This window comes from Streptomyces sp. NPDC002499, from assembly GCF_053595415.1.
Genome location: NZ_JBSFXO010000014.1, coordinates 138,082 through 160,183 on the forward strand (window position 1 = coordinate 138,082; position 22,102 = coordinate 160,183).

22 protein-coding genes and 1 pseudogene are annotated in these 22,102 nt (G+C 70.5%); 16 read left to right on the forward strand and 7 right to left on the reverse strand.

The genetic code is table 11. The features are described 5' to 3' along the window. Positions 1 to 12: 12 nt before the first annotated feature. From ACWD5F_RS35725 to ACWD5F_RS35755, 7 genes are all read left to right on the forward strand, one after another. Complete coding sequence (locus ACWD5F_RS35725; protein WP_451260469.1) at positions 13 to 1,308, forward strand: amidohydrolase family protein; 1,296 nt, start codon at positions 13 to 15, stop codon at positions 1,306 to 1,308. After that, complete coding sequence (locus ACWD5F_RS35730) at positions 1,308 to 2,075, forward strand: SDR family NAD(P)-dependent oxidoreductase (RefSeq protein WP_451260470.1); 768 nt, start codon at positions 1,308 to 1,310, stop codon at positions 2,073 to 2,075. Before ACWD5F_RS35725 ends, ACWD5F_RS35730 begins: the two co-directional genes overlap by 1 nt. Next, a complete protein-coding gene (locus tag ACWD5F_RS35735) occupies positions 2,075 to 3,253 on the forward strand; it encodes a CaiB/BaiF CoA transferase family protein (RefSeq protein WP_451260471.1) in 1,179 nt (392 codons plus the stop codon). The genes ACWD5F_RS35730 and ACWD5F_RS35735 overlap by 1 nt, the downstream gene beginning before the upstream one ends. Further along, positions 3,250 to 4,074 carry an enoyl-CoA hydratase/isomerase family protein gene (locus ACWD5F_RS35740; protein WP_451260472.1) on the forward strand — a complete coding sequence of 275 codons (825 nt, stop codon included), beginning with the start codon at positions 3,250 to 3,252 and terminating at the stop codon, positions 4,072 to 4,074. The genes ACWD5F_RS35735 and ACWD5F_RS35740 overlap by 4 nt, the downstream gene beginning before the upstream one ends. Next, on the forward strand, positions 4,059 to 5,192 hold the full coding sequence (locus ACWD5F_RS35745; protein ID WP_451260473.1) for a thiolase family protein: 1,134 nt from the start codon (positions 4,059 to 4,061) through the stop codon (positions 5,190 to 5,192). The genes ACWD5F_RS35740 and ACWD5F_RS35745 overlap by 16 nt, the downstream gene beginning before the upstream one ends. Positions 5,193 to 5,223: 31 nt before the next feature. Further along, on the forward strand, positions 5,224 to 6,372 hold the full coding sequence (locus ACWD5F_RS35750) for an acyl-CoA dehydrogenase family protein (RefSeq protein ID WP_451260474.1): 1,149 nt from the start codon (positions 5,224 to 5,226) through the stop codon (positions 6,370 to 6,372). Between the two features lie 113 nt (positions 6,373 to 6,485). After that, positions 6,486 to 7,694 (forward strand): cysteine desulfurase-like protein, encoded by a 1,209-nt coding sequence (locus ACWD5F_RS35755; RefSeq protein WP_451260475.1) that lies wholly within the window; start codon positions 6,486 to 6,488, stop codon positions 7,692 to 7,694. Here ACWD5F_RS35755 and ACWD5F_RS35760 read toward each other — a convergent pair. Next, positions 7,682 to 8,701 (reverse strand): phosphotransferase family protein, encoded by a 1,020-nt coding sequence (locus ACWD5F_RS35760; RefSeq protein ID WP_451260476.1) that lies wholly within the window; start codon positions 8,699 to 8,701, stop codon positions 7,682 to 7,684. The two genes, ACWD5F_RS35755 and ACWD5F_RS35760, sit on opposite strands and share 13 nt — an antisense overlap. Continuing rightward, positions 8,698 to 9,999 (reverse strand): acyl-CoA dehydrogenase family protein, encoded by a 1,302-nt coding sequence (locus ACWD5F_RS35765; protein ID WP_451260477.1) that lies wholly within the window; start codon positions 9,997 to 9,999, stop codon positions 8,698 to 8,700. Before ACWD5F_RS35765 ends, ACWD5F_RS35760 begins: the two co-directional genes overlap by 4 nt. 103 nt (positions 10,000 to 10,102) lie before the next feature. On the opposite strand from ACWD5F_RS35765, the gene ACWD5F_RS35770 reads away from it, so the two are divergent. Genes ACWD5F_RS35770 through ACWD5F_RS35780 form a run of 3 tightly spaced genes read left to right on the forward strand, consistent with a single transcriptional unit; the run spans position 10,103 to position 12,050 of the window. Further along, positions 10,103 to 10,723, forward strand: coding sequence for a TetR/AcrR family transcriptional regulator (locus tag ACWD5F_RS35770; protein ID WP_451260478.1), 621 nt, complete (start codon positions 10,103 to 10,105; stop codon positions 10,721 to 10,723). Then, positions 10,720 to 11,223 (forward strand): VOC family protein, encoded by a 504-nt coding sequence (locus ACWD5F_RS35775; RefSeq protein ID WP_451260479.1) that lies wholly within the window; start codon positions 10,720 to 10,722, stop codon positions 11,221 to 11,223. Before ACWD5F_RS35770 ends, ACWD5F_RS35775 begins: the two co-directional genes overlap by 4 nt. After that, positions 11,220 to 12,050: an SDR family oxidoreductase gene (locus ACWD5F_RS35780; protein WP_451260480.1), complete on the forward strand. Its 831-nt coding sequence runs from the start codon at positions 11,220 to 11,222 to the stop codon at positions 12,048 to 12,050. The genes ACWD5F_RS35775 and ACWD5F_RS35780 overlap by 4 nt, the downstream gene beginning before the upstream one ends. 80 nt (positions 12,051 to 12,130) lie before the next feature. Here ACWD5F_RS35780 and ACWD5F_RS35785 read toward each other — a convergent pair. The 3 genes and pseudogenes from ACWD5F_RS35785 to ACWD5F_RS35795 form a co-directional block, all read right to left on the reverse strand. Further along, a pseudogene (locus ACWD5F_RS35785) lies at positions 12,131 to 12,442 on the reverse strand (DUF1330 domain-containing protein); the annotation flags it as partial. A gap of 11 nt (positions 12,443 to 12,453) precedes the next feature. Next, the gene (locus tag ACWD5F_RS35790) at positions 12,454 to 12,642 is read right to left on the reverse strand and encodes a ferredoxin (RefSeq protein WP_401711117.1); all 189 of its coding nucleotides are present in this window, start codon (positions 12,640 to 12,642) and stop codon (positions 12,454 to 12,456) included. Beyond that, a complete protein-coding gene (locus ACWD5F_RS35795) occupies positions 12,639 to 13,982 on the reverse strand; it encodes a cytochrome P450 (protein WP_451260481.1) in 1,344 nt (447 codons plus the stop codon). The genes ACWD5F_RS35790 and ACWD5F_RS35795 overlap by 4 nt, the downstream gene beginning before the upstream one ends. A 71-nt stretch (positions 13,983 to 14,053) precedes the next feature. Between ACWD5F_RS35795 and ACWD5F_RS35800 the strand changes: the two genes are divergently transcribed. The 5 genes from ACWD5F_RS35800 to ACWD5F_RS35820 all read left to right on the forward strand — a co-directional run bounded on the left by ACWD5F_RS35800 (position 14,054) and on the right by ACWD5F_RS35820 (position 18,408). Further along, positions 14,054 to 14,449, forward strand: coding sequence for a carboxymuconolactone decarboxylase family protein (locus ACWD5F_RS35800; RefSeq protein WP_451260482.1), 396 nt, complete (start codon positions 14,054 to 14,056; stop codon positions 14,447 to 14,449). Then, positions 14,446 to 15,342 (forward strand): NAD(P)-dependent oxidoreductase, encoded by an 897-nt coding sequence (locus ACWD5F_RS35805; protein WP_451260483.1) that lies wholly within the window; start codon positions 14,446 to 14,448, stop codon positions 15,340 to 15,342. Before ACWD5F_RS35800 ends, ACWD5F_RS35805 begins: the two co-directional genes overlap by 4 nt. Positions 15,343 to 15,477: 135 nt before the next feature. Next, entirely contained in the window at positions 15,478 to 16,764 is a 1,287-nt protein-coding gene (locus ACWD5F_RS35810; protein WP_451260484.1) for an aromatic ring-hydroxylating oxygenase subunit alpha, read from the forward strand. Positions 16,765 to 16,781: 17 nt separating this feature from the next. Further along, entirely contained in the window at positions 16,782 to 17,111 is a 330-nt protein-coding gene (locus ACWD5F_RS35815) for a hypothetical protein (RefSeq protein ID WP_451260485.1), read from the forward strand. Between the two features lie 37 nt (positions 17,112 to 17,148). Further along, a complete protein-coding gene (locus ACWD5F_RS35820; RefSeq protein WP_451260486.1) occupies positions 17,149 to 18,408 on the forward strand; it encodes an amidohydrolase family protein in 1,260 nt (419 codons plus the stop codon). A 96-nt stretch (positions 18,409 to 18,504) separates the two neighbouring features. Here the strand turns inward: ACWD5F_RS35820 and ACWD5F_RS35825 are convergent, their stop codons facing one another. Further along, entirely contained in the window at positions 18,505 to 19,269 is a 765-nt protein-coding gene (locus ACWD5F_RS35825; RefSeq protein WP_451260487.1) for an SDR family NAD(P)-dependent oxidoreductase, read from the reverse strand. Between the two features lie 5 nt (positions 19,270 to 19,274). Then, positions 19,275 to 20,783, reverse strand: coding sequence for a class I adenylate-forming enzyme family protein (locus ACWD5F_RS35830; protein WP_451260488.1), 1,509 nt, complete (start codon positions 20,781 to 20,783; stop codon positions 19,275 to 19,277). Between the two features lie 103 nt (positions 20,784 to 20,886). Between ACWD5F_RS35830 and ACWD5F_RS35835 the strand changes: the two genes are divergently transcribed. Next, entirely contained in the window at positions 20,887 to 22,053 is a 1,167-nt protein-coding gene (locus ACWD5F_RS35835; protein ID WP_451260489.1) for an acyl-CoA dehydrogenase family protein, read from the forward strand. Positions 22,054 to 22,102 lie beyond the last annotated feature (49 nt).

The window sequence follows — 22,102 nt, forward strand, 5'->3', positions numbered from 1 at the left end:
AAGGGACTTCGCATGAACAAGGACGACATGATCCTGATCAGCGTCGACGACCACATCATCGAGCCGCCCGACATGTTCGTGAACCACCTGCCCGAGAGGTACCGCGACGACGCCCCCCAACTCGTCCACCGCGACGACGGCACCGACGTATGGACCTTCCGCGGCACCACCATCACCAACTCCGCCCTCAACGCGGTCGCCGGCCGTCCCAAGGAGGAGTACGGCGTCGAACCGCAGGGCCTCGACGAGATCAGGCCCGGCTGCTACGACGTCAACGAGCGCATCAAGGACATGAACGCCGGCGGGATCCTCGCCCAGATGAACTTCCCGTCCTTCCCCGGCTTCTCGGCCCGCCTCTTCGCCACCGAGGACGCCGACTTCTCCCTCGCGCTGGTCCGCGCCTACAACGACTGGCACATCGACGAGTGGTGCGCCGCCTACCCCGGCCGCTTCATTCCCATGGCGCTGCCCGCCATCTGGGACGCCGAACTGTGCGCCGCCGAGGTGCGCCGGGTCGCCGAGAAGGGCTGCCACTCGCTGACCTTCACCGAGAACCCCGCCGTCCTCGGCTACCCGAGCTTCCACCACGAGTACTGGAACCCGCTCTGGCAGGCCCTGTCCGACACCGACACCGTGATGTCGGTGCACATCGGCTCCTCCGGCCGCCTCGCCATCCCGGCCCCCGACTCCCCGCCGGACGTCATGATCACGCTCCAGCCGATGAACATCGTCTCCGCCGCGGCCGACCTCGTCTGGTCCCGCCCGGTCAAGGACTTCCCCGACCTGAAGATCGCCCTGTCGGAGGGCGGCACCGGCTGGATCCCGTACTTCCTGGAACGCCTGGACCGCACCTACGAGATGCACTCCACCTGGACCCTCCAGGACTTCGGCGGCAAGCTGCCCAGCGAGGTCTTCCGCGACCACTTCCTGACCTGCTTCATCACCGACAAGCTCGGGGTGCGGCTGCGCCACGACATCGGCATCGACAACATCTGCTGGGAGGGCGACTACCCGCACAGCGACTCCCTGTGGCCCGACGCGCCCGAACAGCTCCACGACGTGCTCGGCGCGTGCGACGTCCCGGACTCCGACACCGCGAAGATCACCTACGAGAACGCCATGCGCTGGTACTCCTTCGACCCCTTCGCGCACATCCCGCGCGACCAGGCCACCGTCGGCGCCCTGCGCAAGGCGTCCGAGGGCCACGACGTCAGCGTCCGCTCGCGCAGCCACCAACTGGTCGAACCGGCCGAGAAGTTGGAGTCCTTCCGCGCCAAGGCGCGCGCCGCCGCGGCCGCGGGACTGTGATGGCGTACGACAACGGACTGTTCGACCTGACCGGGCGCGCGGCCCTGGTCACCGGGGCGGCGGGCGGCATCGGCGCCGCCGTCGCCCACGCCCTGGCCCGAGCCGGCGCGGCCGTCCTGGTGACCGACCTGGACGGATCGGCCGCGGCGGCCGTCGCCGGGAAGATCACGGCCGCCGGCGGCACGGCCGACGCCGCCGAACTCGACGTACGGGACCGGGGCGCGGCCGAGGCCGCCGTGTCCCGGGCCGCCGCACTCGCCGACGGGACCCTGCACGTCCTGGTGAACAACGCCGGGGTCACCGCGCCGGGCATGTTCGCGGACCTCGACGAGGACGCCTTCCGCCGTCTGCTCGACATCCATGTGCTGGGCACGTTCACCTGCACCCAGGCCGCGCTCCCGTTCCTGCCCACCGACGGCACCGGTCGCATCATCAACGTCACCTCGGCGGCAGGCCTCACCGGCACCCTCGGCCAGGTCAACTACTCGGCCGCCAAGGCCGCGATCATCGGCATGACCAAGTCGCTGGCCCGCGAACTCGCCCGCAGACAGATCAAGGTCAACGCCCTTGCCCCGCTGGCCGCGACCCCCATGACGGAGACCATCCGCACCAACGAGAAGTTCGCGGCGACCATGCTCGCCCGCATCCCGCTCGGCCGCTGGGCGGAACCCGAGGAGGTGGCCGGCGCCTTCGTCTTCCTCGCCTCGGACGCGGCCTCGTTCGTCACCGGCCAGGTGCTGCCGGTCGACGGCGGCCTGGTGATCTGATGGCGCGGACGGATCACCGGGGGCCACTGTCGGGCGTCACGGTCGTGGCACTTGAGCAGGCGGTGTCCGCGCCTCTGTGCACCCGGGCCTTGGCCGACCTCGGCGCCCGGGTGATCAAGGTGGAGAACCCTGCGGGCGGCGACTTCGCCCGTCACTACGACGACGTGGTCAAAGGCCTCGCCGCGCACTTCGTGTGGTGCAACCGCGGTAAGGAGTCAGTCACCCTCGACCTCAAGTCCGAGGCGGGGATGGCGGTGCTGCACCGCCTCCTGGACCGCGCCGACGTCCTCGTCTCCAACCTGACCCCGGGCACCACGGCCAAACTCGGCATCGCACCGGACGACTTGACGACCCGTCACCCCACCCTGATCGCCGTGGAGATCGACGGCTACGGCCCCGGCGGCCCCCTCTCCCACAAACGCGCCTACGACCTCCTCGTCCAGGCCGAGTCCGGCGCCTGCGCCATCACGGGCCGCCCCGGCGAACCCGCCAAACCCGGCCCGCCCCTGGCCGACGCCACCACCGGCCTGTACGCGGCCCTGTCGATCGTCTCCCTGCTGTACGCCCGACGCCCCGGCCCGGTCGCGGTGAGCCTCTTCGACACGATGACCGACATGATGGGCTACGCCCTCACCCACACCCTCCACTCCGGCATCGACCAACAGCCGCGCGGCATGGGCTCACCGGCGGTCGCCCCCTACGGCGCCTACCGGACGGCGGACGGCCACACCGTCGTCCTCGGCACCACCAACGACCGCGAATGGCAGCGCCTGGCGCGGGACTTGATGGACCGACCCGACCTCGCGGAGGACGAGCGACTGCGGACCAATCCCGGCCGCGTCGAACACCGCGACCTGCTCGACGAGGAGATCGGCGCGTGGTGCGCACGCCATGACCTGGCCGATGTCCAACAGCGCGCCGACGACGCCGGCATCGGCAACTCCCGCTACAACACGCCGAGTGAGGTCGTCGCCCACCCGCACCTGAGGGCACGCGACCGCTGGCGCGAGATCGACACACCGGGCGGGCCGGTCCCGGCTCTCCTGCCGCCTCCGGTCATCTCCGGCTACGAGCCGACGATGGGCGCCGTCCCCGCACTCGGCGAACACACGGAGCAGGTCCTCGCCGAACTCGGCCTCAGCGCCCAGGAGATCGCGGAACTGCGGGGTGGCGCGTGACCGACGAGCCCGTACTGCTGTCGGACGACAGCGGCGGCGTACGGACCCTGACCCTGAACCGTCCACATCGCAAGAACGCGATCGACCGCGAACTGTGGGCAGCCCTGCGGGAGTTCCTCGCGACGGCCGCCCGCGACCACGACGTACGGGCTCTCGTCCTCACCGGCGCCGGGGGAGCGTTCTGCTCGGGCGCCGATCTCACGGCCGCGGCCGACGACACCCGGCATCCACTCGACAAGCTGCGCGACCTGACCGAAGTGGCCCTGCTGCTGCACGAGTTGCCCATCCCCACGATCGCCAAGGTGACCGGCGTGGCCGTCGGCGCGGGCTGGAATCTGGCCCTCGGCTGCGATCTGGTCGTGGCCACACCGGAGTCCCGCTTCTCGCAGATCTTCACGCGCCGGGGACTCTCTCCGGACTGCGGCGGCACCTGGCTGCTGCCCAAGCTGGTCGGCCTCCAACAGGCGAAACGGCTCGCGCTGCTCGCCGAGACGATCGACGCGGAGGAAGCGCGTGCTCTCAACCTCGTGACCTGGGTGGTCCCCGCCGAACGGATCGACGGATACGTGAAAGACCTCGCCGACCGGCTCGCGGCCGGACCGCCCGTCGCGCTCGCCCAGACCAAGGCGCTCCTGAACGAGGGCGCCGACCGCACCCTGCGCGAGGCCCTCGCCGGCGAGGCCCGTGCCCAGGTGGCCAACTTCGCGACGGCGGACGTACCGGAGGCCTACGCGGCGTTCGCCGGGCGACGCGAGCCGCGCTTCACCGGCCACTGGAACCGACAGCCCCCCTCGGAGGACCCCGCATGCCCGAAGCAGTGATCGTCGAGGCCGTCCGTACGCCCGTCGGCAAACGCAACGGCGGTCTGTCGGACCAGCACGCGGCCGACCTGTCCGCCGTCGTCCTCACCGCGCTCGCCGAGCGCACCGGGATCGACCCGGCGGTCGTGGACGACGTCGTCTGGGGCTGTGTGTCGCAAGTCGGTGATCAGTCCAGCAACATCGGCCGCTACGCCGTCCTCGCGGCGGGGTGGCCCGAGACGATTCCGGGTACGACGGTGAACCGGGCCTGCGGATCCAGCCAACAGGCCCTCGACTTCGCCGCCCAGGCCGTGATGTCCGGTCAGCAGGACGTCGTCGTGGCGGGCGGGGTCGAGGTGATGAGCCGGGTGCCGCTCGGCTCGGCACGGACCACCGGAACGCCGTACGGGCCGAAGGTGCTCGCCCGCTACCACGGCTTCTCCTTCAACCAGGGGGTCTCCGCGGAGAAGATCGCGCAGAAATGGGGGTTCTCGCGCACGCGGCTCGACGAGTTCGCGACGCTCTCCCATGAGCGAGCCGCCGCGGCTCAGGACGCCGGTGCCTTCGACGCGCAGATCGTGCCCGTCGGGTCGGTGACGGCGGACGAGGGCGTTCGGCGCGGCACCACCGTCCAGCGGCTGGCCGGGCTCAAGCCGGCGTTCCTCGACGACGGTGTGATCCACGCGGGCAACTCCTCGCAGATCTCCGACGGCGCGGCGGCCCTGCTCGTGACGACGCCCGAGAAGGCGCGCGAGCTGGGCCTGACGCCGATCGTCCGCTACCGCGCGGGTGCGGTCGTCGGCGCCGATCCGGTGCTCATGCTGACCGGCCCGATCCCGGCGACCGAACGCGTGCTCGCCAAGGCGGGCGTACGGCTGTCCGAGGTCGGCGTCTTCGAGGTGAACGAGGCCTTCGCGCCCGTACCGCTCGCCTGGCTCGCCGAGACCGGGGCCGATCCCGCGCTGCTCAACCCCCTCGGCGGCGCCATCGCGCTCGGGCATCCGCTCGGCGCGTCCGGCGCGGTCCTGACCACCCGCATGGTCCACCACATGCGCGAACTCGGGATCCGCCACGGACTCCAGACCATGTGCGAGGGCGGCGGCACGGCCAACGCCACGCTTCTCGAACTCACTTCCTGACGGATCTTGACGGACCTTGACGGAGTCTTCGATGCGCCGAGAGATCTTCACCCCTGACCACGACGAATTCCGCAAGCTGGTACGGGAGTTCGTGGCCAAAGAGGTCGTCCCGAACTACTCCGCCTGGGAGCGGGCCGGACGGCTGCCCCGCGAGATCTTCGAACAGCTCGGCTCGCTAGGTCTGTTGGGGATGGCGGTGCCGGAGGAGTACGGCGGTTCCGGCCTCGACGACTACCGCTACAACGTCGTCCTCCAGGAAGAGGCCGCCCGCGCACTGGTCACCCTCGGCACCGTCCGCACCCAACTCGACGTGGTCCTGCCGTACTTCCTCGCCTACGCCGACGAGGCGCAGCGCCGGCGGTGGTTCCCGGGCCTCGCCGACGGACGGCTGCTGACCGCGATCGCCATGACCGAACCGGGCACCGGCTCCGACCTCGCGGGGATCCGCACCACCGCCGTCCGCGACGGGGACACCTACGTCGTCAACGGCGCCAAGACCTTCATCACGGGCGGCCTCCTCGCCGACCTGGTGATCGTGGTCGCCCGCACGTCCACCGACCCCGCCGACCGGCGCGCCGGACTGACCCTGTTGGTCGTCGAGAACGGTATGCCCGGGTTCAGCCGGGGGCGGGTGCTCGACAAGTTGGGCATCAAGGTCCAGGACACCGTCGAGCTGGCCTTCGACGACGTGCGCGTGCCGGTGGCGAACCGGCTGGGGGAGGAGGGCGCGGCCTTCCGCTACCTCGGCCACAACCTCCCGCAAGAGCGCATGACCGTCGCCGTCGGCTCGGTCGCCCAGGCGCGCGCCGCCCTCGACACGACCATCGACTACGTCAAGGAGCGCCAGGTCTTCGGCAAGCCGGTGGCGGCCTTCCAGAACACGAAGTTCGAACTCGCCGCCGTGGCCGCCGAGATCGAGGCCGCGCAGACCATGCTCGACCGGGCGGTGCTCGACCTCGTCGACGGCGTGCTGTCCGGCGCGGACGCGGCCAAGGTCAAGCTGTTCTGCACCGAGATGCAGGCCCGGGCCGTCGACCGCTGCCTCCAGCTGTTCGGCGGCTACGGGTACATGGCGGAGTACCCGATCTCGCGGCTGTACGCCGACGCCCGCATCACCCGAATCTATGCCGGGACCAGCGAGGTCATGAAGGTGATCATCGCCAAGTCGCTCGGTCTGTGAAGTAGCTCGGTCCGTGAAGTCGCGCGGTCTGCGGGCCAAGGTCGACTACGGTCGGATTCAGACGGGCGTGCGGTCCGTCGTCCGCACCCGCACAGAAAGCCGAGGCCGAGGTCATGGCCGTAGACATCGCCGCCCTGCGGGGCCACTTCCCGTCCCTCGACCACGGCCTTGCCTTCTTCGACGGCCCAGGCGGCACCCAGACGCCCCGCCCGGTCGCCGCCGCCATCACGGAAACGCTCACCGGGCCCCTCTCCAACCGGGGTGGCGTGAGCTCGTCCGAGCAGAACGCCGAGCGGGCGGTCACCGAGTTCAGGGCCGCCTACGCCGACTTCCTGAGCGTACCGGCGAACGGCATCGTCCACGGACGCAGCGCCACCCAGCTCACGTACGACTTCTCCCGGCATCTGGCCAAGGACTGGCGCGTCGGCGACGAGATCGTCGTCAGTCGCCTCGACCATGACGCCAACGTCCGGCCGTGGATCCAGGCGGCCGACCACACCGGGGTGACGGTCCGCTGGATCGACATCGACCCCGAGACCACGGAACTGGACCTGGGCTCCCTCGAACGGGTGCTCTCCGACCGGACGCGGCTGGTCGCGGTCACCGCGGCCTCCAACGTCCTGGGCACCAAGCCGCCGCTGCGCACGATCGCCGACCTGGCGCACGGCGTCGGCGCGCTGGTCTACGTGGACGGCGTGCACTACGCGGCGCACAGCCGGGTGGACGTGCCCGCGCTGGGGGCGGACCTGTTCGTGTGCTCGCCGTACAAGTTCCTCGGCCCGCACTGCGGGGTGCTCGCCGCGGCGCCCGAACTGCTGGAGACCGTCCAGCCGGACAAGCTGCTGCCGTCCACGAACACCGTGCCCGAGCGTTTCGAATTCGGCACGCTGCCCTACGAGATGCTGGCCGGCGCCACCGCGGCCGTGGACTTCCTCGCCGGCATCGACCCCGGGGAAGGGGCGTCGCGGAAGGAGTGGCTGACGGCGTCGCTGCGCTCCCTCCACGAACACGAGTCCGTGCTGCGCGCCCGGATCGAGGACGGCCTGCGGTCCCTGGGCACCGCGGTCACCGTGCACTCGAAGGCCGCCGACCGCACCCCGACCCTCCTGATGAGCCTCGAAGGCCGAGACGCGTACGAGGCGCAGGTGCATCTGGCGGCCCTCAAGGTGGTGGCCCCGGCCGGGTCGTTCTACGCCTACGAACCCTTCGCCGCGCTGAAACTGGACAACCCCTCGCTGCGGGTGGGCCTCGCGCCCTACAACGACACGGAGGACGTGGACCGGCTCATCTCCGGTCTGGCGTCCTTCCTTCAGGCGCCGTAGCGGGTGGTCGCCGCCAACTCGGCTGCGCTCTGCATCAGTTGGAGGACCATCGGACCGAAGGCCTGCAACTTCTCGTTGTCGCCGGCCCGTTGGAAGCCCTGCTCCAGGACCACGCCGAGCTTCCACTGGGCGAGGACGTCGTAATAGTCCATGTCGTCGACCTGACGGCCCGAGACCGTGGCGTAGTGCCGGACGAGCTCGGTGCGCGAAGGCATGCCCGTCAGGTCGACGTACAGGGCGGTAGCCGCCTCGGGGGCGCTCGTGTCCTCGGGCCAGCCGCGGAGCATCCAGGCGAGATCGAGCTTGGGGTCGCCGACGGTCCCCATCTCCCAGTCGACGACCGCGGCGAGCCGCGCCGGAGCGCCGTGCCGGAACATCACGTTGGCGAACTGGTAGTCGCCGTGCATCAGGCCGGGGACGTAGTCGATCGGCCTGTGCGCGCGCAGCCAGGCGGCGGCCTCGTCGAAGCCGGGCAGCTCACGGCTCTTGATGCGGTCCAAGTACCGCGTCCAGCGGTCGACTTGGCGTTCGTGGAAGCCGTCGGGGCGGCCCAGGTCGTGCAGTCCCTTCGCCTGCCAGTCCACCTTCGACAGCAGGGCGATCCCCTCGGTGAGCCGGTACGCGAGCCCCGCCCGCGCGGCGAGATCCGTGTCGAAGGGCGCCGCCCAGCCGTGTACCCCCATGGGGGACCAGCCGTCGACGAACTCCATCAGGTAGAAGGTCCGGCCCAGGACGGCCGGGTCCGTGCAGACGGCCATGGCCCCGGTGTGCGGTACGTCCGTGCCGTTCAGCGCCTCGATGATGCGCCACTCCCGCAGGATGCCCTCGTCCCGGGTGGCCGGGGCGGTCACCGGCGGGATGCGCAGGGCGCAGTGGAGTTCGCCGCGGCGGATCTCGTAGATCTCGTTCTGCGCACCGCCGGAGACATGGCGGTGCTCGATCGGCTCGCCCTTGCCGGGCAGCCCGGACTCGTCCAGCCAGCCGGCCAGCCGCTCGACGTCGATCATCGGCCGCCCGCCTCGGAGTCCAGGAACTCGGCGTACTTGGCACGGGCCGCCGCGACCCGCTTCGGGAGATACGCGCTCGGCCACAGATCGTCGCTCGGCTTGTGGTCGCGCAGGACCTGCCGGGCGACCGTCACCTTGTGCACCTCGGTCGGGCCGTCCGCGATGCCGAGCACGCTGGCGCCCAACAGCATCCGGAACAGCGGCATGTCACCGCTGACACCGAGCGCGCCGTGCACCTGGATCGCCCGGTGCGCGATGTCGTGAAGAACGGTGGGCAGTTGCGTCTTGACCATGGCGATGTCCTTGCGGACCTTGCGGTAGTCGTTGTACTCGTCGATCTTCCACGCGGTGTGCAGCACGGCGAGCCGGAACTGGGTGAGCTGCGCGTACGAGTCGGCTATGTGCCCCTGCACGAACTGCTTGTCGGCCAGGACCGTGCCCTGGGTGTGCCGGCTCAGCGCCCGCTCGCACATCATGTCGAAGGCCTTGCCCGCCAGGCCGATCGTCCGCATGGCGTGGTGAATCCGCCCGCCGCCGAGCCGGGTCTGCGATATGACGAAGGCCTGACCCTCGCCGCCGAGCACCGCGTCCACCGGCACCCGTACGTCCTCGTAGTGCACGAGCGCGTGCGAGCCGCGCTCCTGCGGCTCACCGGCCAGGGCGACGTTCCGCTCGATGCGGATGCCCGGGGTCTCGGCCGGCACCAGAAACATCGACATGCTCTTGTACGGGTCACCGGCCGGGTCCGTCACCGCCATGACGATGAAGAAGGCGGCCGTCTTCGCGTTCGAGGAGAAGTACTTCCAGCCGTTGATCACCCACTCGTCGCCCTCGCGGACCGCCCGGGTCGTGAACTCCTTGGGATCGGCACCGGCTTGGGGCTCGGTCATCGAGTAGCAGGAGAAGATCTCGCCGTCGAGGAGCGGACGCAGATAGCGGTCCTTCTGTGCCTCGGTGCCGTAGTGGGCGAGGATCTCGGCGTTGCCCGTGTCCGGGGCCTGGCACCCGAAGACGATCGGGGCCCAGGAGGAGCGGCCCAGGATCTCGTTGAGCAGGCACAGCTTGACCTGCCCGTGGCCCTCACCGCCCAGGTCGGGGCCGAGGTGCGTCGCCCACAGCCCATGGGCCCGGACCTCCTTCTTGAGCGGATCCAGAACGCGGCGGAGGTTCTCGTCGGGCGGGGTGAACTGCAGCCCGTCCCACAGGAGATCGAGGGGTTCGACCTCCTCCCGGACGAACTCGGCCGCCCAGTCGAGCTGTGCCTGGTAGTCCGGGTCTGTTTCGAAGTCCCACGACATTGTGTCTCCTTCCGGCAGATGCCAGAATAGCGTTCTCATGAAAGAGAACACAATTCCCCCGACGCGGAACGGCGTTGCGGGAGACCCCGGGGACACCGGCGATGTGGCCGACCGCATCGCGCGGCGCGCGCTGGCCCGGCGCGGCGCGCACTACGCGAGCGAGGTACGGGCGCTGCTGGACGCCGCGTTGGAGGTCATGCGGCGCTGCGGCACCGCCGCACGGCCCCGCGTCGCCGACATCGTGACGGCGGCCGGACTCTCGAACGAGGCGTTCTACCGGCACTTCCGCTCCAAGGACGCCCTGGTCGCCGCGCTCATGGAGGACGGTGCCGAGCGCCTGTGCGGCTACCTCTCCCACCAGATGGCCAAGGAGCCCTCGCCCGAGGGAAAGGTGCGCCGCTGGGTCGAGGGCGTCCTGTCCCAGGCGACGGACGAGGAGACGGCGGCGACCACGCTGGCGGTCATGTGGAACGCGCAGAGCGTGGGGGAGGGGTTCCTTGCGGGCCCGTCGTCGGTCGACGGTCTGTTGGCGGCTCTGCTCCGCGGCCCGTACACCGAACTCGGCAGCGCCGACCCGGACTTGGACGCGTCCCTCGCCGCCCACGCGACGGTGGGCAGGCTCGCCGACCATCTGTGGCGCCGGGTGGCGCCGACGGACGCCGAGGTCGACCACGTCGTCCGGTTCTGCCTGCGCACGGTCACATCTCAGGGAGGGCACGCGTGAAGAGCAGCGATCAGTTCCACGTCGGGATCGTCGTCGACGACATCGACGCGGCGGCGGCCGAGCTGTCGGCCGTGTTCGGCTACCAGTGGGCCGAGCCGTTGGGCGGGCCCGTGCGGGTGAGCCTGCCGGGTGGCGGTGGCGGTGGCGGTGGCGGTGGCGGCGGTGACGAAGGCGACGACGTCGTCCTCGACCTCATGTCCACGTACTCGATGTCCACGCCCCGGCTGGAGTTGGTGCGCCGCGTGCCCGGCACCCTGTGGGAACCGGTGACCGGGTCCGGGGTCCACCATCTGGGGTACTGGTCCGACGACGTGGCCGCCGACTCCGCCGAACTCGCGCGGCGCGGCCACACCGTGGAGGCGGTCGGCAGACGCCCCGACGGCACGGCGTACTGGGCGTTCCACCACAGCCATAGCGGCCCGCGCATCGAACTCGTGACGCGGGCGCTCCAGCCGGTCCTCGAGCAGTACTGGGCGACGGGGAAGAGGCCGGGCGCATGACCACCGTAGGGATCGTGACCGGCGCCGGACGCGGCATGGGCCTGGAGTGCGCGCGACGCCAACTCGGTGCCGTGGACCGGCTGTTGCTGGTCGATCTGGACGCCGGGACGCTGGCCACGGCTGCCGACGAACTGGCGACCTCGGCGCACGGCACCGTCGTAGAACCGTTCGTCCTCGACATCACCGACCGCGAGGGGCTGGCCCAACTCGCCGCGCGCGCAAGGGAACTCGGCACCCTGCGAGCCGTCGCGCACGCCGCCGGCATCTCGCCCACCATGGCCGACTGGCGCCGCATCCTCACGGTCGACCTCGTCGGCACGGCCCTGCTCGCCGAGGCGTTGCGCCCGCTCGCCACCGAGGGCACGGCGTTGGTGTGCTTCGCCTCGATGGCGGCGCAGTTCGGGGCCGGTGAGCCGCGCCCGGACATCGAGGCCGTGCTCGCCGACCCGCTGGACGAACACTTCCTGGACCGGCTCCGCGAGGCCGTCGGACCGGAGGTCGAGGACACCGGTGTGGCGTACTCCTGGGCCAAGCGCGGCGTCCAGCGCTTCGTGCAGCGCGAGGCGGTAAGGGTCGGTGGGGTCGGGGCGCGGGTCTGCTCGGTGTCGCCCGGGGTCGTGGGCACGCCTCAAGGACGGCAGGAGGCGGCTCAACACCCTTCCATGAAAAGGCTCGTGGACCAGTCGGCGCTCGGTCGCGAGGGCCGGCCCGAGGAACTGGCCGCGGTCGTCGCCTTCTTGCTCTCGGACCAGGCCTCGTTCCTGACCGGCGTGGACATCCTGGTCGACGGAGGCGTGATCGCGGGGCTGGCGTCGGGGCGGTCGTGAGTGCGGCCCTGGTCAGGTGACCGGCTGGTCAATGAGTGGGCCAGCCGGTTGATGAGCCGGCCGGCCACGAGGTCGGTTGCTCAGCCGGCCGTCGGCGGCACGAACCCGGCCACGATGACGGCGTTCGTCGTGGCCGCCGCCTGCCGCAGCGCCCGCGCCTCGGTGTACCCGGCCGACTCGTACCAGGCCCGGGCCGCCTCGACCGAGTCGAACTCCAGGACCACGGTCTGGTCGCCGTACCACTCGCCCTCAAGGGTCTGCGGCTCCGGGTCGGCGGACAGGACCCGCCCACCGCTCTCGGCGAGGGTGGCACCCGCGGCACGGCTGTAGGCGGCCATGCCGGCCGGGTCCTTGATCGCCTCGGTGAAGATGACGTAACCCTTCGGCATGGTTCTCCTCGTTCTCAGCTGACGGTGATGGCGCGCTCCGGGCACATGCCCGCGGCGGAGCGTACCCCGTCCTCGTACTCGGCGGGCACGTCCGGGCTCTCCACCACGGCGTATCCGTCGTCGCTCAGGTCGAACACCTCCGGGCAGATCGTGCAGCACACCCCGTGCCCGCGGCAGCGGTCGTCGTCGACGGTGACCTTCATCGGGTCGCGCTCCACTCCAGTTCGAGGTGGGTCAGGCCACGCAGGATGAAGGTGGGGACGTACGAGTAGCGGCGGGCGTCCGCCGGGCCGTGCGCGCTCTCCGCGATCCTGATGTCGGACGTGCGGTCCAGGAGCCGTTCCAGGGTGACCCGGGCCTCGGCGCGGGCGAGCGGTGCGCCCGGGCAGGTGTGGACGCCGCGGCCGAAGGCGAGATGACGCCGGACGTTGGCCCGGCCGACCTCGAACTCGGCCGGGTCCTCGAACTGGCGCGGATCGCGGTTCGCCGCGCTGTTCAGCACCATCAGCGTGGTGCCGGCCGGGATGTCTACGCCGCCCACCGTCGTCGGCACCTTCGACAGCCGGAAGTCGCCCTTCACCGGGCTCTCCGCGCGCAGCGTCTCCTCGATGAAGTTCGGAATGCGGTCCCGTTCGGCGCGCAACAGCTGCTGGAGTTCCGGGCGTTCGGCGAGCACCTTGAGCGCCGAGCCGAGGAGGCGGACGGTGGTCTCCTGGCCGGCCGCAAAGAGGTTGGTGGCGACCCGGACCACGTCGATGACCTCGGGTACGGACCCGTCCGGGAAGGTCGCGGTGGCGAGGCCCGTGAGCACGTCCTCGCGGGGCTCGCGGCGGCGGTCCTCGATGTACGTCGTGAAACGCCCGTACAGGTACTCCAGCGGGGAGTGGTGCAGCGTGTCGTCGCCGGTGCTGCCGACACCCCCGCCGGCCGGCGGGCGGCGCTGAAGCGTGTCCATGAAGTCCTCGCGGTCCTCCTCGGGCACGCCGAGCAGGTCGGCGATGACGAGGAGGGTGAACGGACCGGCGAACCCGCCGATGAACTCCCCGTGGCCCGGGGCCAGGAACTCCTCCAGCATCCCGTCGGCGAGGTGCCACATCGACGCCTCGTTCTCCTTGAGGCGCTTCGGCGTGATCAGCCGCATCAGCAGCGCGCGGTGGTCCGTGTGCGCCGGCGGATCCAGCGTCGGCAACTGGTCGCTCATCGGCAGCTCGTCGCGGTGCCGCTCGATGAGCTCGCTCACGTCGTCGCCCTCCAGCGGCACCGGGAACCCGGGGAAGGGGCCGGTGACCGAGACGCAGGAGGAGAACGTGTCGGTGTCGTTGTAGATCTGCACCGCCTCGTCGTACCCGGTCACCATCAGCACGTCGTGATGCGGCTCGCGCTGCACCGGGCACCGCCCGCGCAGGGCGTCGAAGTAGGGATAGGGATCGGCGACCTGCGCCTCGTCCCGGAAGAAGTCGATCGCCTCGAAGTCGTCCACGGTCTGCTCCGGCCCCTTCTCCGTCACCACCTCGACGACGAGGGACGGTAGCACAATTCTCACTTAGCTGGAATGCTGCTTGAGGCTTTTGGAGAGTGTCATTCTCGTAATTACTGGCGACACCAGGGAGAGCCATGGACGACACAGAAGAGACGTACGCCCTGCGCGCCGCACGCGACATGCGCCGGAAGATCCTCGGCGATGCCTACGTCGACGCCGCGACCGCCGACCCGGCCCCCGCCGCTGTCGAGTTCCAGGACTACCTCACCGCCACGGCCTGGGGTGTCTGGACCCGAGGCGGCGTTCTCGGCCTCCGTGACCGGAGCCTTCTGGTGCTGGCCATGACCGCCGCGCTCGGCCGCATGGAGGAGTTCCGCGTCCACGTGGACAGCACGCCCCGTACCGGAGTCACCGACGCCGAACTCGACGAACTCCTCTTCCAGATCGCCGCCTACTGCGGAGTCCCGGCGGGGAGCGCGGCCCGCCGGGTTGTACGGGCGGCGCGAGCGGAACGAGGGGAGGGGGAGTGACCCCGGAGACCCCGGAGACCCCGGAGACCCCGGTGAGCGCGGAGCGCGTCGGCTTCGTCGGCCTCGGCAACATGGGCTCCGTCCTGGCCGCCAACCTCGTACACACCGGCCATACGGTCGTCACGCACGACGCCGCTGGACCGGCGCGGTCGCCCGAGGGCGCCGTCCACGTCCCCGCCGTGGCCGAAGTCGCCTGCCGCACAACGGTGTTGGTGCTGAGCCTGCCCGACGGAACGGCTTCCGAGAAGGTCGCCGGGGAGATCGTGCAGGCGCCCGGCCGCCGGGTCCGGTGCGTGGTCGACACCTCGACGGTCGGCGTGGCCGCGTCCCGTGCCGTCGCCGAACTGCTGGCCGGTGACGGCATCGGCTACGTCGACGCCCCCGTGTCCGGCGGTGTGGCCGGGGCGCGGGCGCGCACCCTCACCGTCATGTACGCCGGGGGCGACACCGCATGCGCACAGGCCGAGGGCGTGCTGGCCGGCCTCAGCGACCGCCGCCGTCGGGTCGGTGACCGCCCCGGCATGGCGCAGGCACTCAAGCTCGCCAACAACTTCCTGTCCGCCACGACGCTCGCCGCCACCAGCGAGGCCGTCGCCTTCGGCCTCGCTGCGGGCCTGGACCTGGCCACCATGCTGGACGTGCTGAACGGCTCCAGCGGGCAGAGCGCGGCCACCAGTGACAAGTTCCCGCGCCACGTCCTGACCGGCCGCTATGCCGCGGGATTCGCCAACTCCCTGATGGACAAGGACGTACGGCTCTATCTGCGCGCGGTCGAGGAGCAGGGCGGACCGGTGTCGATCGGCGAGGTGACGGCGGCGGTGTGGCGGAGGTTCGCCGAGGCGGAGCCCGGCGCCGACTTCACCCGGATCTTCCCCTTCGTTGAAGGTTCCTGACCTCAACGGTTCCTGACCTCAACCTGACAGACCGCTGACTTGACGGTCGATCGAGAGCGAGAATAGCATTCTCATTCGGAGAGACTGAGATTATCGTGAGTCCCCTCCGTACAAGCGACTGGAGGACCAGACCCCATGGCGCACTTCAAGAAGCCCGACGAGGGCAGCTGGACCGCACACCTCAAGATCGGTACCGAGCCGGTGTCGTACGAGGACTCCATCTCGCCCGCCCACTACGAGGTGGAGCGCGAGGCCATCTTCAAGCGGACCTGGCTCAACGTCGGGCGGATCGAGCAACTGCCCAAGCGGGGCAGCTACTTCACCAAGGAGCTCGACGCGGCCGGCGCCTCGGTGGTCGTGGTGCGCGGCATGGACGACGAGGTGCGTGCCTTCCACAACGTGTGCCGCCACCGTGGCAACAAGCTCGTGTGGAACGACTTCCCGCGCGAGGAGACCAGTGGGGTCTGCCGCCAGTTCACCTGCAAGTACCACGCCTGGCGCTACGACCTGGAGGGCAAGCTCACCTTCGTCCAGCAGGAGCAGGAGTTCTTCGACCTGGACAAGTCGCGCTACGGGCTCAAGGACGTACAGACCGACGTGTGGGAGGGGTTCGTCTTCGTCAACCTCGACCGGGACAACACCACACCGCTGCGCGAGTACCTGGGCGAGTTCGCCAAGGGCATCGAGGGCTACCCGTTCCACAAGATGACCCAGGCGCACCGCTACCGCGCCGAGATCGGCGCCAACTGGAAGCTGTTCATCGACGCGTTCGCCGAGTTCTACCACGCGCCGATCCTGCACGCCGGGCAGTACATGGCCGACGAGGCCCGCAAGATCCAGAAGTACGGCTACGAGGCGCTGCACTACGACATCGACGGCCCGCACAGCATGGTGTCCTCCTGGGGCGGCATCGCCCCGCCGCACGACCGAAAGATGGTCAAGCCCATCGAAGGCGCCCTGCGCAGCGGCCTGTTCGGCCCCTGGGAAGCGCCGGACATCGGCCTCACCACCGAGCAGCTGCCACCGGCCGTCAACCCGACCCGGGACCCGCGCTGGGGCATGGACTCGTTCGTCTTCTTCCCCAACTTCATGCTGCTGATCTGGCGGCCGAACTGGGTGCTGACCTACCACTACTGGCCGACCGCGTACAACACGCACATCTTCGAGGCCGCCTGCTACTTCGTGCCGCCGGAGAACGCCTTCCAGCGGCTCCAACAGGAGCTGGCCGTCGTGTCGTTCAAGGAGTACGGGCTCCAGGACGGCAACACCCTGGAGGCTACGCAGAGCATGCTCGAGTCGCGTGCCGTGGGGGAGTTTCCGCTCAACGACCAGGAGGTTCTCCTGCGCCATCTGCACGGCACCGCCCGCCAGTACGTTCGCGACTTCCAGCAGCGCACGTCCGGCGCTCCGGCCGCGTCCTGACCCGAGGAGACCGAACCATGGCCACCGTCTTTCCCCCCGAGTTCGCCGCGCTGGAGCCGTACGCCGACTGGGCCGTCCCGACCGAGAAGGCGCGGTACGCCAAGCGGATCGCCAGCACCATGGACGAGCTCGACGCCTTCTACGACACGGCGTTCCCGCTCCTTCAGTCCGGTACGGACTACCTGGAGCGGGTCACCATGGACGACATCTCCGAACCGGACAAGCACCTGCTGTGGCTGTTCTGCGCGCTGATCACCATCGCCTTCCCGGTGGAGGCCTGGCGCCAGCCGAAGGTCCCCGACACGGGCGCGGCGAGCATCGACTCCGTCTTCGAACCGGCGGTGTGAGCGCCATGAAAGCCAACTGCGCGACGGGGACGGTCTGATGGCACGCCCGCGCACCCCGAAGCCCCCCGTCCGGCTGCGCGCCGCCCGCATGCTCGACATCGACAAGGGTGAACTGGTCGAGCCGGGCGACCTGTTGATCGACGGCGAGCGCATCGTGGCGCTCGCGCCCACGTCGGTCCCGTCGGACGCCACGGTCGTCGACCTCGGTGATGTCACCCTGCTGCCCGGGCTGATGGACATGGAGGTCAACCTGCTGCTCGGCGGCCCCGACCACCGCAGCCCGCTCAACCCGGTGCAGGACGACCCCGCCGTACGGACCCTGCGCGCGGTCGCCAACGCGCGCCGCACGCTGCGGGCCGGCTTCACGACCGTACGCAACCTGGGTCTGTTCGTGCAGACCGGGGGACTGCTCCTCGACGTGGCGCTGAAGAAGGCGATCGACCACGGCTGGATCGAGGGACCTCGGGTCGTCCCCGCCGGGCACGCCATCACCCCGACCGGTGGGCATCTCGACCCGACCATGTTCCAGGCGTTCGCGCCGCACATCATGCCCCTCACCGTCGAGGAGGGGATCGCCAACGGTGTCGACGAGGTGCGCAAGGCGGTCCGCTACCAGATCAAGCACGGCGCGCGGGTCATCAAGGTGTGCGCGTCCAACGGCGTCATGTCCCATACCGGACCGGCCGGCGCCCAGCAGTACTCCGACGAGGAACTGCGGGCCATCGCCGACGAGGCACACCGCGCGGGGCTCAAGGTGGCCGCCCACTGCATGGGCGACCGCGCGGTCCGTGCCGCCCTCGACGCGGGCATCGACTGCGTCGAGCACGGGTTCCTCGTCGGCGACGAGACCCTCGACCTGATGATCGAGCGCGGCACGTTCCTGGTCGCGACCACGTACATCGCCGACGGCATGGACGTCTCCAAGGCGGACCCCGAACTCCAGGCCAAGGCCGCCGACGTCTTCCCGCGCGCCAAGGCGACCACCCGTCGTGCCATCGAGCGCGGGGTCCGCGTGGCCTGCGGCACCGACGCGCCCGCCATCCCGCACGGTCGCAACGCCCGCGAACTCGTCGCTCTCGTCGACCGGGGCATGACCCCGCTCGCCGCCCTGCGGGCCGCGACGACGGTGGCCGCCGAACTCGTCGACGCCGACGACCGGGGCCGCCTGGAGCCAGGGCTCCTCGCCGACATCATCGCGGTCCCCGGCGACCCGCTGACGGACATCGGTGTGACGGAGGACGTGCGGTTCGTGATGAAGGGCGGGGAGGTGTACCGGCACGACGACGCCGGCCGCTGATGTGCCGAGGGGGCACGGAGGAGGGCCGCAGCTCCTGTGGGAGCCGCGGCCCTTCTCCGTACGAGGCTTTTGCGCACGGGCAGTTGGAGGGTGAGGTCATACCTTCCGCGTGATGCCCCCGTCCACGCGCACGATCGCCCCGGTCGTGAAGCTCGACGCCGCGCTCGCGAAGTGCAGGGCGAGGGGAGCCACGTCGTCCGGGACGCCGAGGCGGCCCAGCGGGACGAAGGAGGTGTCGAAGTCCTCGGCCGCCCACGCTGTGTGAGCATCCGTCAGAACCGGTCCCGGCAGGATGGCGTTGACGCGGACCTTCGGCGCGTACGCTTCCGCGAGGCCCACCGTGAGGGCGTTGAGGCCGGCTTTGGCGCAGGCGTAAGGGAGTTCGTGGACGCTCGCCAGCAGCGAGCCCGCCGTACCGATGTTGATGACCGAACCGCCGCCGTGATCCGCCATGTGCGTCGCGGCGAGGACCGCCAGCCGGAACGGTCCCTTGAGATTCACGGCGAGCGTCTTGTCGTAGAGCTCCTCGCTCACCGCGTCGAGACTCTCGTACGGCGGTGACATACCCGCGTTGTTGACCAGGACGTCGAGCCGCCCGAACTCCTCCAGCGTCGCGGACACCAGCCGCTCGCAGTCCTCCCACCGCCCGACATGGCAGGCGACGCCCAGGGCCCGGCGTCCGGTCGACGCCCGTATCTCCTCGGCCACCGCCCGGCACGCCTCGACCTTGCGCGAGGCGATGACCACGTCGGCACCGGCCGCCGCCAACGTCCGCACGATGGCCCGGCCGATCCCGCGCGAACCGCCGGTGACGACCGCCACCTTGCCGGTCAGGTCGTGCAGCTCCGTGAAGGACGTCACCCGCGTCAGCCTCCCTGCATCGTCGTCAGCAGCTCGCGCCGCAGCAGCTTTCCCGTCGGTGTGTACGGCAGTTCGGCGCGGAAGACGATCACGTCCGGCGTCTTCGAGCCGCGCAGCCGGCCACGCACCCAGGCGCGCAGCGCCTCCGCGTCGGTGGCCGCACCCTCGTGGACGACCACGAACGCGGCGATCCGCTCGCCCCACTCCTCGTCCGGCACCCCCACGACGGCCGCCTCGCGGACCGCGTCGTGCCGCAGGAGCACGTCCTCCACCTCGGCGGGAGCGATGTTCTCGCCGCCACGGATGATGGTGTCGTCGGCGCGCCCCTCGATGAACAGATAGCCCTCGTCGTCGAAGTGCGCGAGATCGCGGGTGTGGAACCAGCCGTCGCCGTCGAGCGTCGTCGCGGGCCCCTTGTGCTCGCTCGATCCCTTGTACTCGCCGGACACCTGCGGGCCGCGCACCCACAACTGGCCCGCCGCCCCGGGCGGCAGAACGGCCCCCGTCTCGTCCCGGATCCGCGCCTCCACACCCGGCACCATCCGCCCGGCCGAGCGCAACCGGGCCCGCACGGCGGGATCGTCGGAGCCGAGCGCCGCCCGATGGTCGTCCGGACCGAGCAGGGCGATGGTCGAACTGGTCTCGGTGAGGCCGTACGCGTTGGTGAACCCGGTGTCGGGGAACGCCCGCAGCGCGGCCTCCAGGACCGTGTGCGGCATCCGGGCTCCGCCGTACGCCAGTGAGCGCAGCGTCGGTACGTCGGCCGGGCGGCCGCCCAGGTGCTCGACGACACGGGCCAGCATGGTCGGCACCACCATGGCCGAGGTGACGCCCTCGGCGCGCACCAGCGCCAGCCAGGCGGCCGGTTCGAAGGTGCCGAGGTGCACGATGCGCCGCCCGGCGTAGAGGTTGCTGAGCACCGAGCCGACACCCGCCACGTGGTACGGCGGCACGCTCGTCAGCACCGCGTCGCTCGGGGCAGCCGAGCCGAACTCGACCGTCTGGAGGATGTAGCTGGAGAGATGCCGGTGGCGCAGAACAGCCGCCTTGGGCGCGGCCGTTGTCCCGCTCGTGAACAGCAGTACCGCCGGGTCGTCCGGAGACCCTTCCAGCCCCTCGGCGGGATCCGCCGCCCGTCCCTCGGCCAACAGCGCCTCGGGTGTCTGTACCTGAACCCCCTCGAACCCGGCGGCGAACGCCTCGTCCGCTACCACCAGGGGCCGCTCGGTGTGCAGGAGCAGGTCGGTCAACGCCTGTTTCGACAAGCGGTAGTTGACGGGGACGAGCGGTACGCCCGCGAGGGCCGCGGCGAACAGCAGGACGGGAAACGCGGGGCCGTTGACGCCGGCGAACACCAACTCCCGCGCACCGGTGCGATGGACGACCGTCGCGACCCCGGCGGCGGTACGACGGAGCCGGGCGCAGGTCGTCCCGGTCCCAGGACCGCGTGACCCCATCGCCACCCGGTCCGGATCGCCCGCCACGGCCATGTCGAGCAGCATCGCGATGTTCAAGGTGTTGACCCTTCCTTCCGCGTCTCGGCTGCGAACAGTATTCTACCCATGGGGAAATCACATTCTCCACAGCCGTTCCCAGAATCGTTTGCCAGGGGGCTTCGTGGATTTCGAACTGACCCAGCAGCAGGAGGACATCCGCCGGGGCGTCCGCGAGCTGGCGGCCTCCTTCGGGCCGGAGTACTGGGCCGGGCAGGACGAACGGGCGGAGTTCCCCTGGGAGTTCTACAACGCCTTCGCCAAGGCCGGCTGGCTCGGCATCGCCGTCCCAGAGGAGTACGGCGGCGGGGGACTGGGCGTCCTGGAGGCCTCGCTGCTCCTGGAGGAGGTCGCCGCCTCGGGCGCCGGCATGAACGGCTGCTCCACCATGCACCTGACCATCTTCGGGCTCAACGTCCTCGCCCGACACGGCAGCGAGCAACTGCGCCGCGAGGTCCTCCCGCACGCCGCCACCGGCGAACTGCACGTCTGCTTCGGCGTGACCGAACCCGACGCGGGCACCGACACCACCAGCATCTCCACCTTCGCCCGCCGCGACGGCGACCACTACGTCGTCGACGGCCGGAAGATCTGGATCACCAAGGCCGGCGACTCGCAGAAGATGGTTCTCCTGGCCCGTACCACCCCGCGCGAGGCGGTGGACAAGCAGACCAAGGGGATCTCGGTCTTCCTGGTCGACGTCGACCGCACCGCCATGGACATCCGGCCCATTCCCAAGATGGGCCGCAACGCGGTCGCGTCCAACGAGATCTTCATCGACGGCCTGCGGGTCCCGGTGAGCGCCCGGATCGGCGAGGAGGGGGAGGGCTTCCGCTACCTGCTGGACGGCCTCAACCCCGAACGCATCCTGCTCGCCCACGAAGCACTCGGCCTCGGCCGGGCCGCCCTGGACGCGGCCACCCGTTACGCCCGTGAGCGGGTCGTCTTCGGCCGTCCGATCGGCCGCAACCAGGGCATCGCCTTCCCCCTGGCCGAGGCTCTCACCCGCCTCGACGCGGCTCGTCTGATGGCCCGCAACGCCGCCTGGCGCTACGACCGCGGCCTGGACTGCGGACGCGAGGCCAACATGGCCAAGTTCCTCTGCGCGGACGCCGGTTTCCAGGCCGCGGACCGGGCCGTGCAGACGCTGGGCGGGATGGGCTACGCCCGCGAGTACCACGTGGAGCGGTACTTCCGGGAGTCACGACTGCTGCGACTCGCCCCGATCAGCCAGGAGATGGTGCTCAACTACGTGTCCCAGCACGTGCTGGGCCTGCCGAGGTCGTACTGACTCAGCTCCTGAGACGGACAACTCTGCTGGATCGCGCCAGAGACACCGA

Bases quoted from the DNA above. Each gene is read 5' to 3' on its own strand.
- ACWD5F_RS35725 (WP_451260469.1), top strand. From the start codon at position 13: ATGAACAAGGACGACATGATCCTGATCAGCGTCGACGACCACATCATC.
- ACWD5F_RS35730 (WP_451260470.1), top strand. From the start codon at position 1,308: ATGGCGTACGACAACGGACTGTTCGACCTGACCGGGCGCGCGGCCCTG.
- ACWD5F_RS35735 (WP_451260471.1), top strand. From the start codon at position 2,075: ATGGCGCGGACGGATCACCGGGGGCCACTGTCGGGCGTCACGGTCGTG.
- ACWD5F_RS35745 (WP_451260473.1), top strand. From the start codon at position 4,059: ATGCCCGAAGCAGTGATCGTCGAGGCCGTCCGTACGCCCGTCGGCAAA.
- ACWD5F_RS35750 (WP_451260474.1), top strand. From the start codon at position 5,224: ATGCGCCGAGAGATCTTCACCCCTGACCACGACGAATTCCGCAAGCTG.
- ACWD5F_RS35755 (WP_451260475.1), top strand. From the start codon at position 6,486: ATGGCCGTAGACATCGCCGCCCTGCGGGGCCACTTCCCGTCCCTCGAC.
- ACWD5F_RS35760 (WP_451260476.1), bottom strand. From the start codon at position 8,701: ATGATCGACGTCGAGCGGCTGGCCGGCTGGCTGGACGAGTCCGGGCTG.
- ACWD5F_RS35765 (WP_451260477.1), bottom strand. From the start codon at position 9,999: ATGTCGTGGGACTTCGAAACAGACCCGGACTACCAGGCACAGCTCGAC.
- ACWD5F_RS35780 (WP_451260480.1), top strand. From the start codon at position 11,220: ATGACCACCGTAGGGATCGTGACCGGCGCCGGACGCGGCATGGGCCTG.
- ACWD5F_RS35790 (WP_401711117.1), bottom strand. From the start codon at position 12,642: ATGAAGGTCACCGTCGACGACGACCGCTGCCGCGGGCACGGGGTGTGC.
- ACWD5F_RS35800 (WP_451260482.1), top strand. From the start codon at position 14,054: ATGGACGACACAGAAGAGACGTACGCCCTGCGCGCCGCACGCGACATG.
- ACWD5F_RS35810 (WP_451260484.1), top strand. From the start codon at position 15,478: ATGGCGCACTTCAAGAAGCCCGACGAGGGCAGCTGGACCGCACACCTC.
- ACWD5F_RS35815 (WP_451260485.1), top strand. From the start codon at position 16,782: ATGGCCACCGTCTTTCCCCCCGAGTTCGCCGCGCTGGAGCCGTACGCC.
- ACWD5F_RS35820 (WP_451260486.1), top strand. From the start codon at position 17,149: ATGGCACGCCCGCGCACCCCGAAGCCCCCCGTCCGGCTGCGCGCCGCC.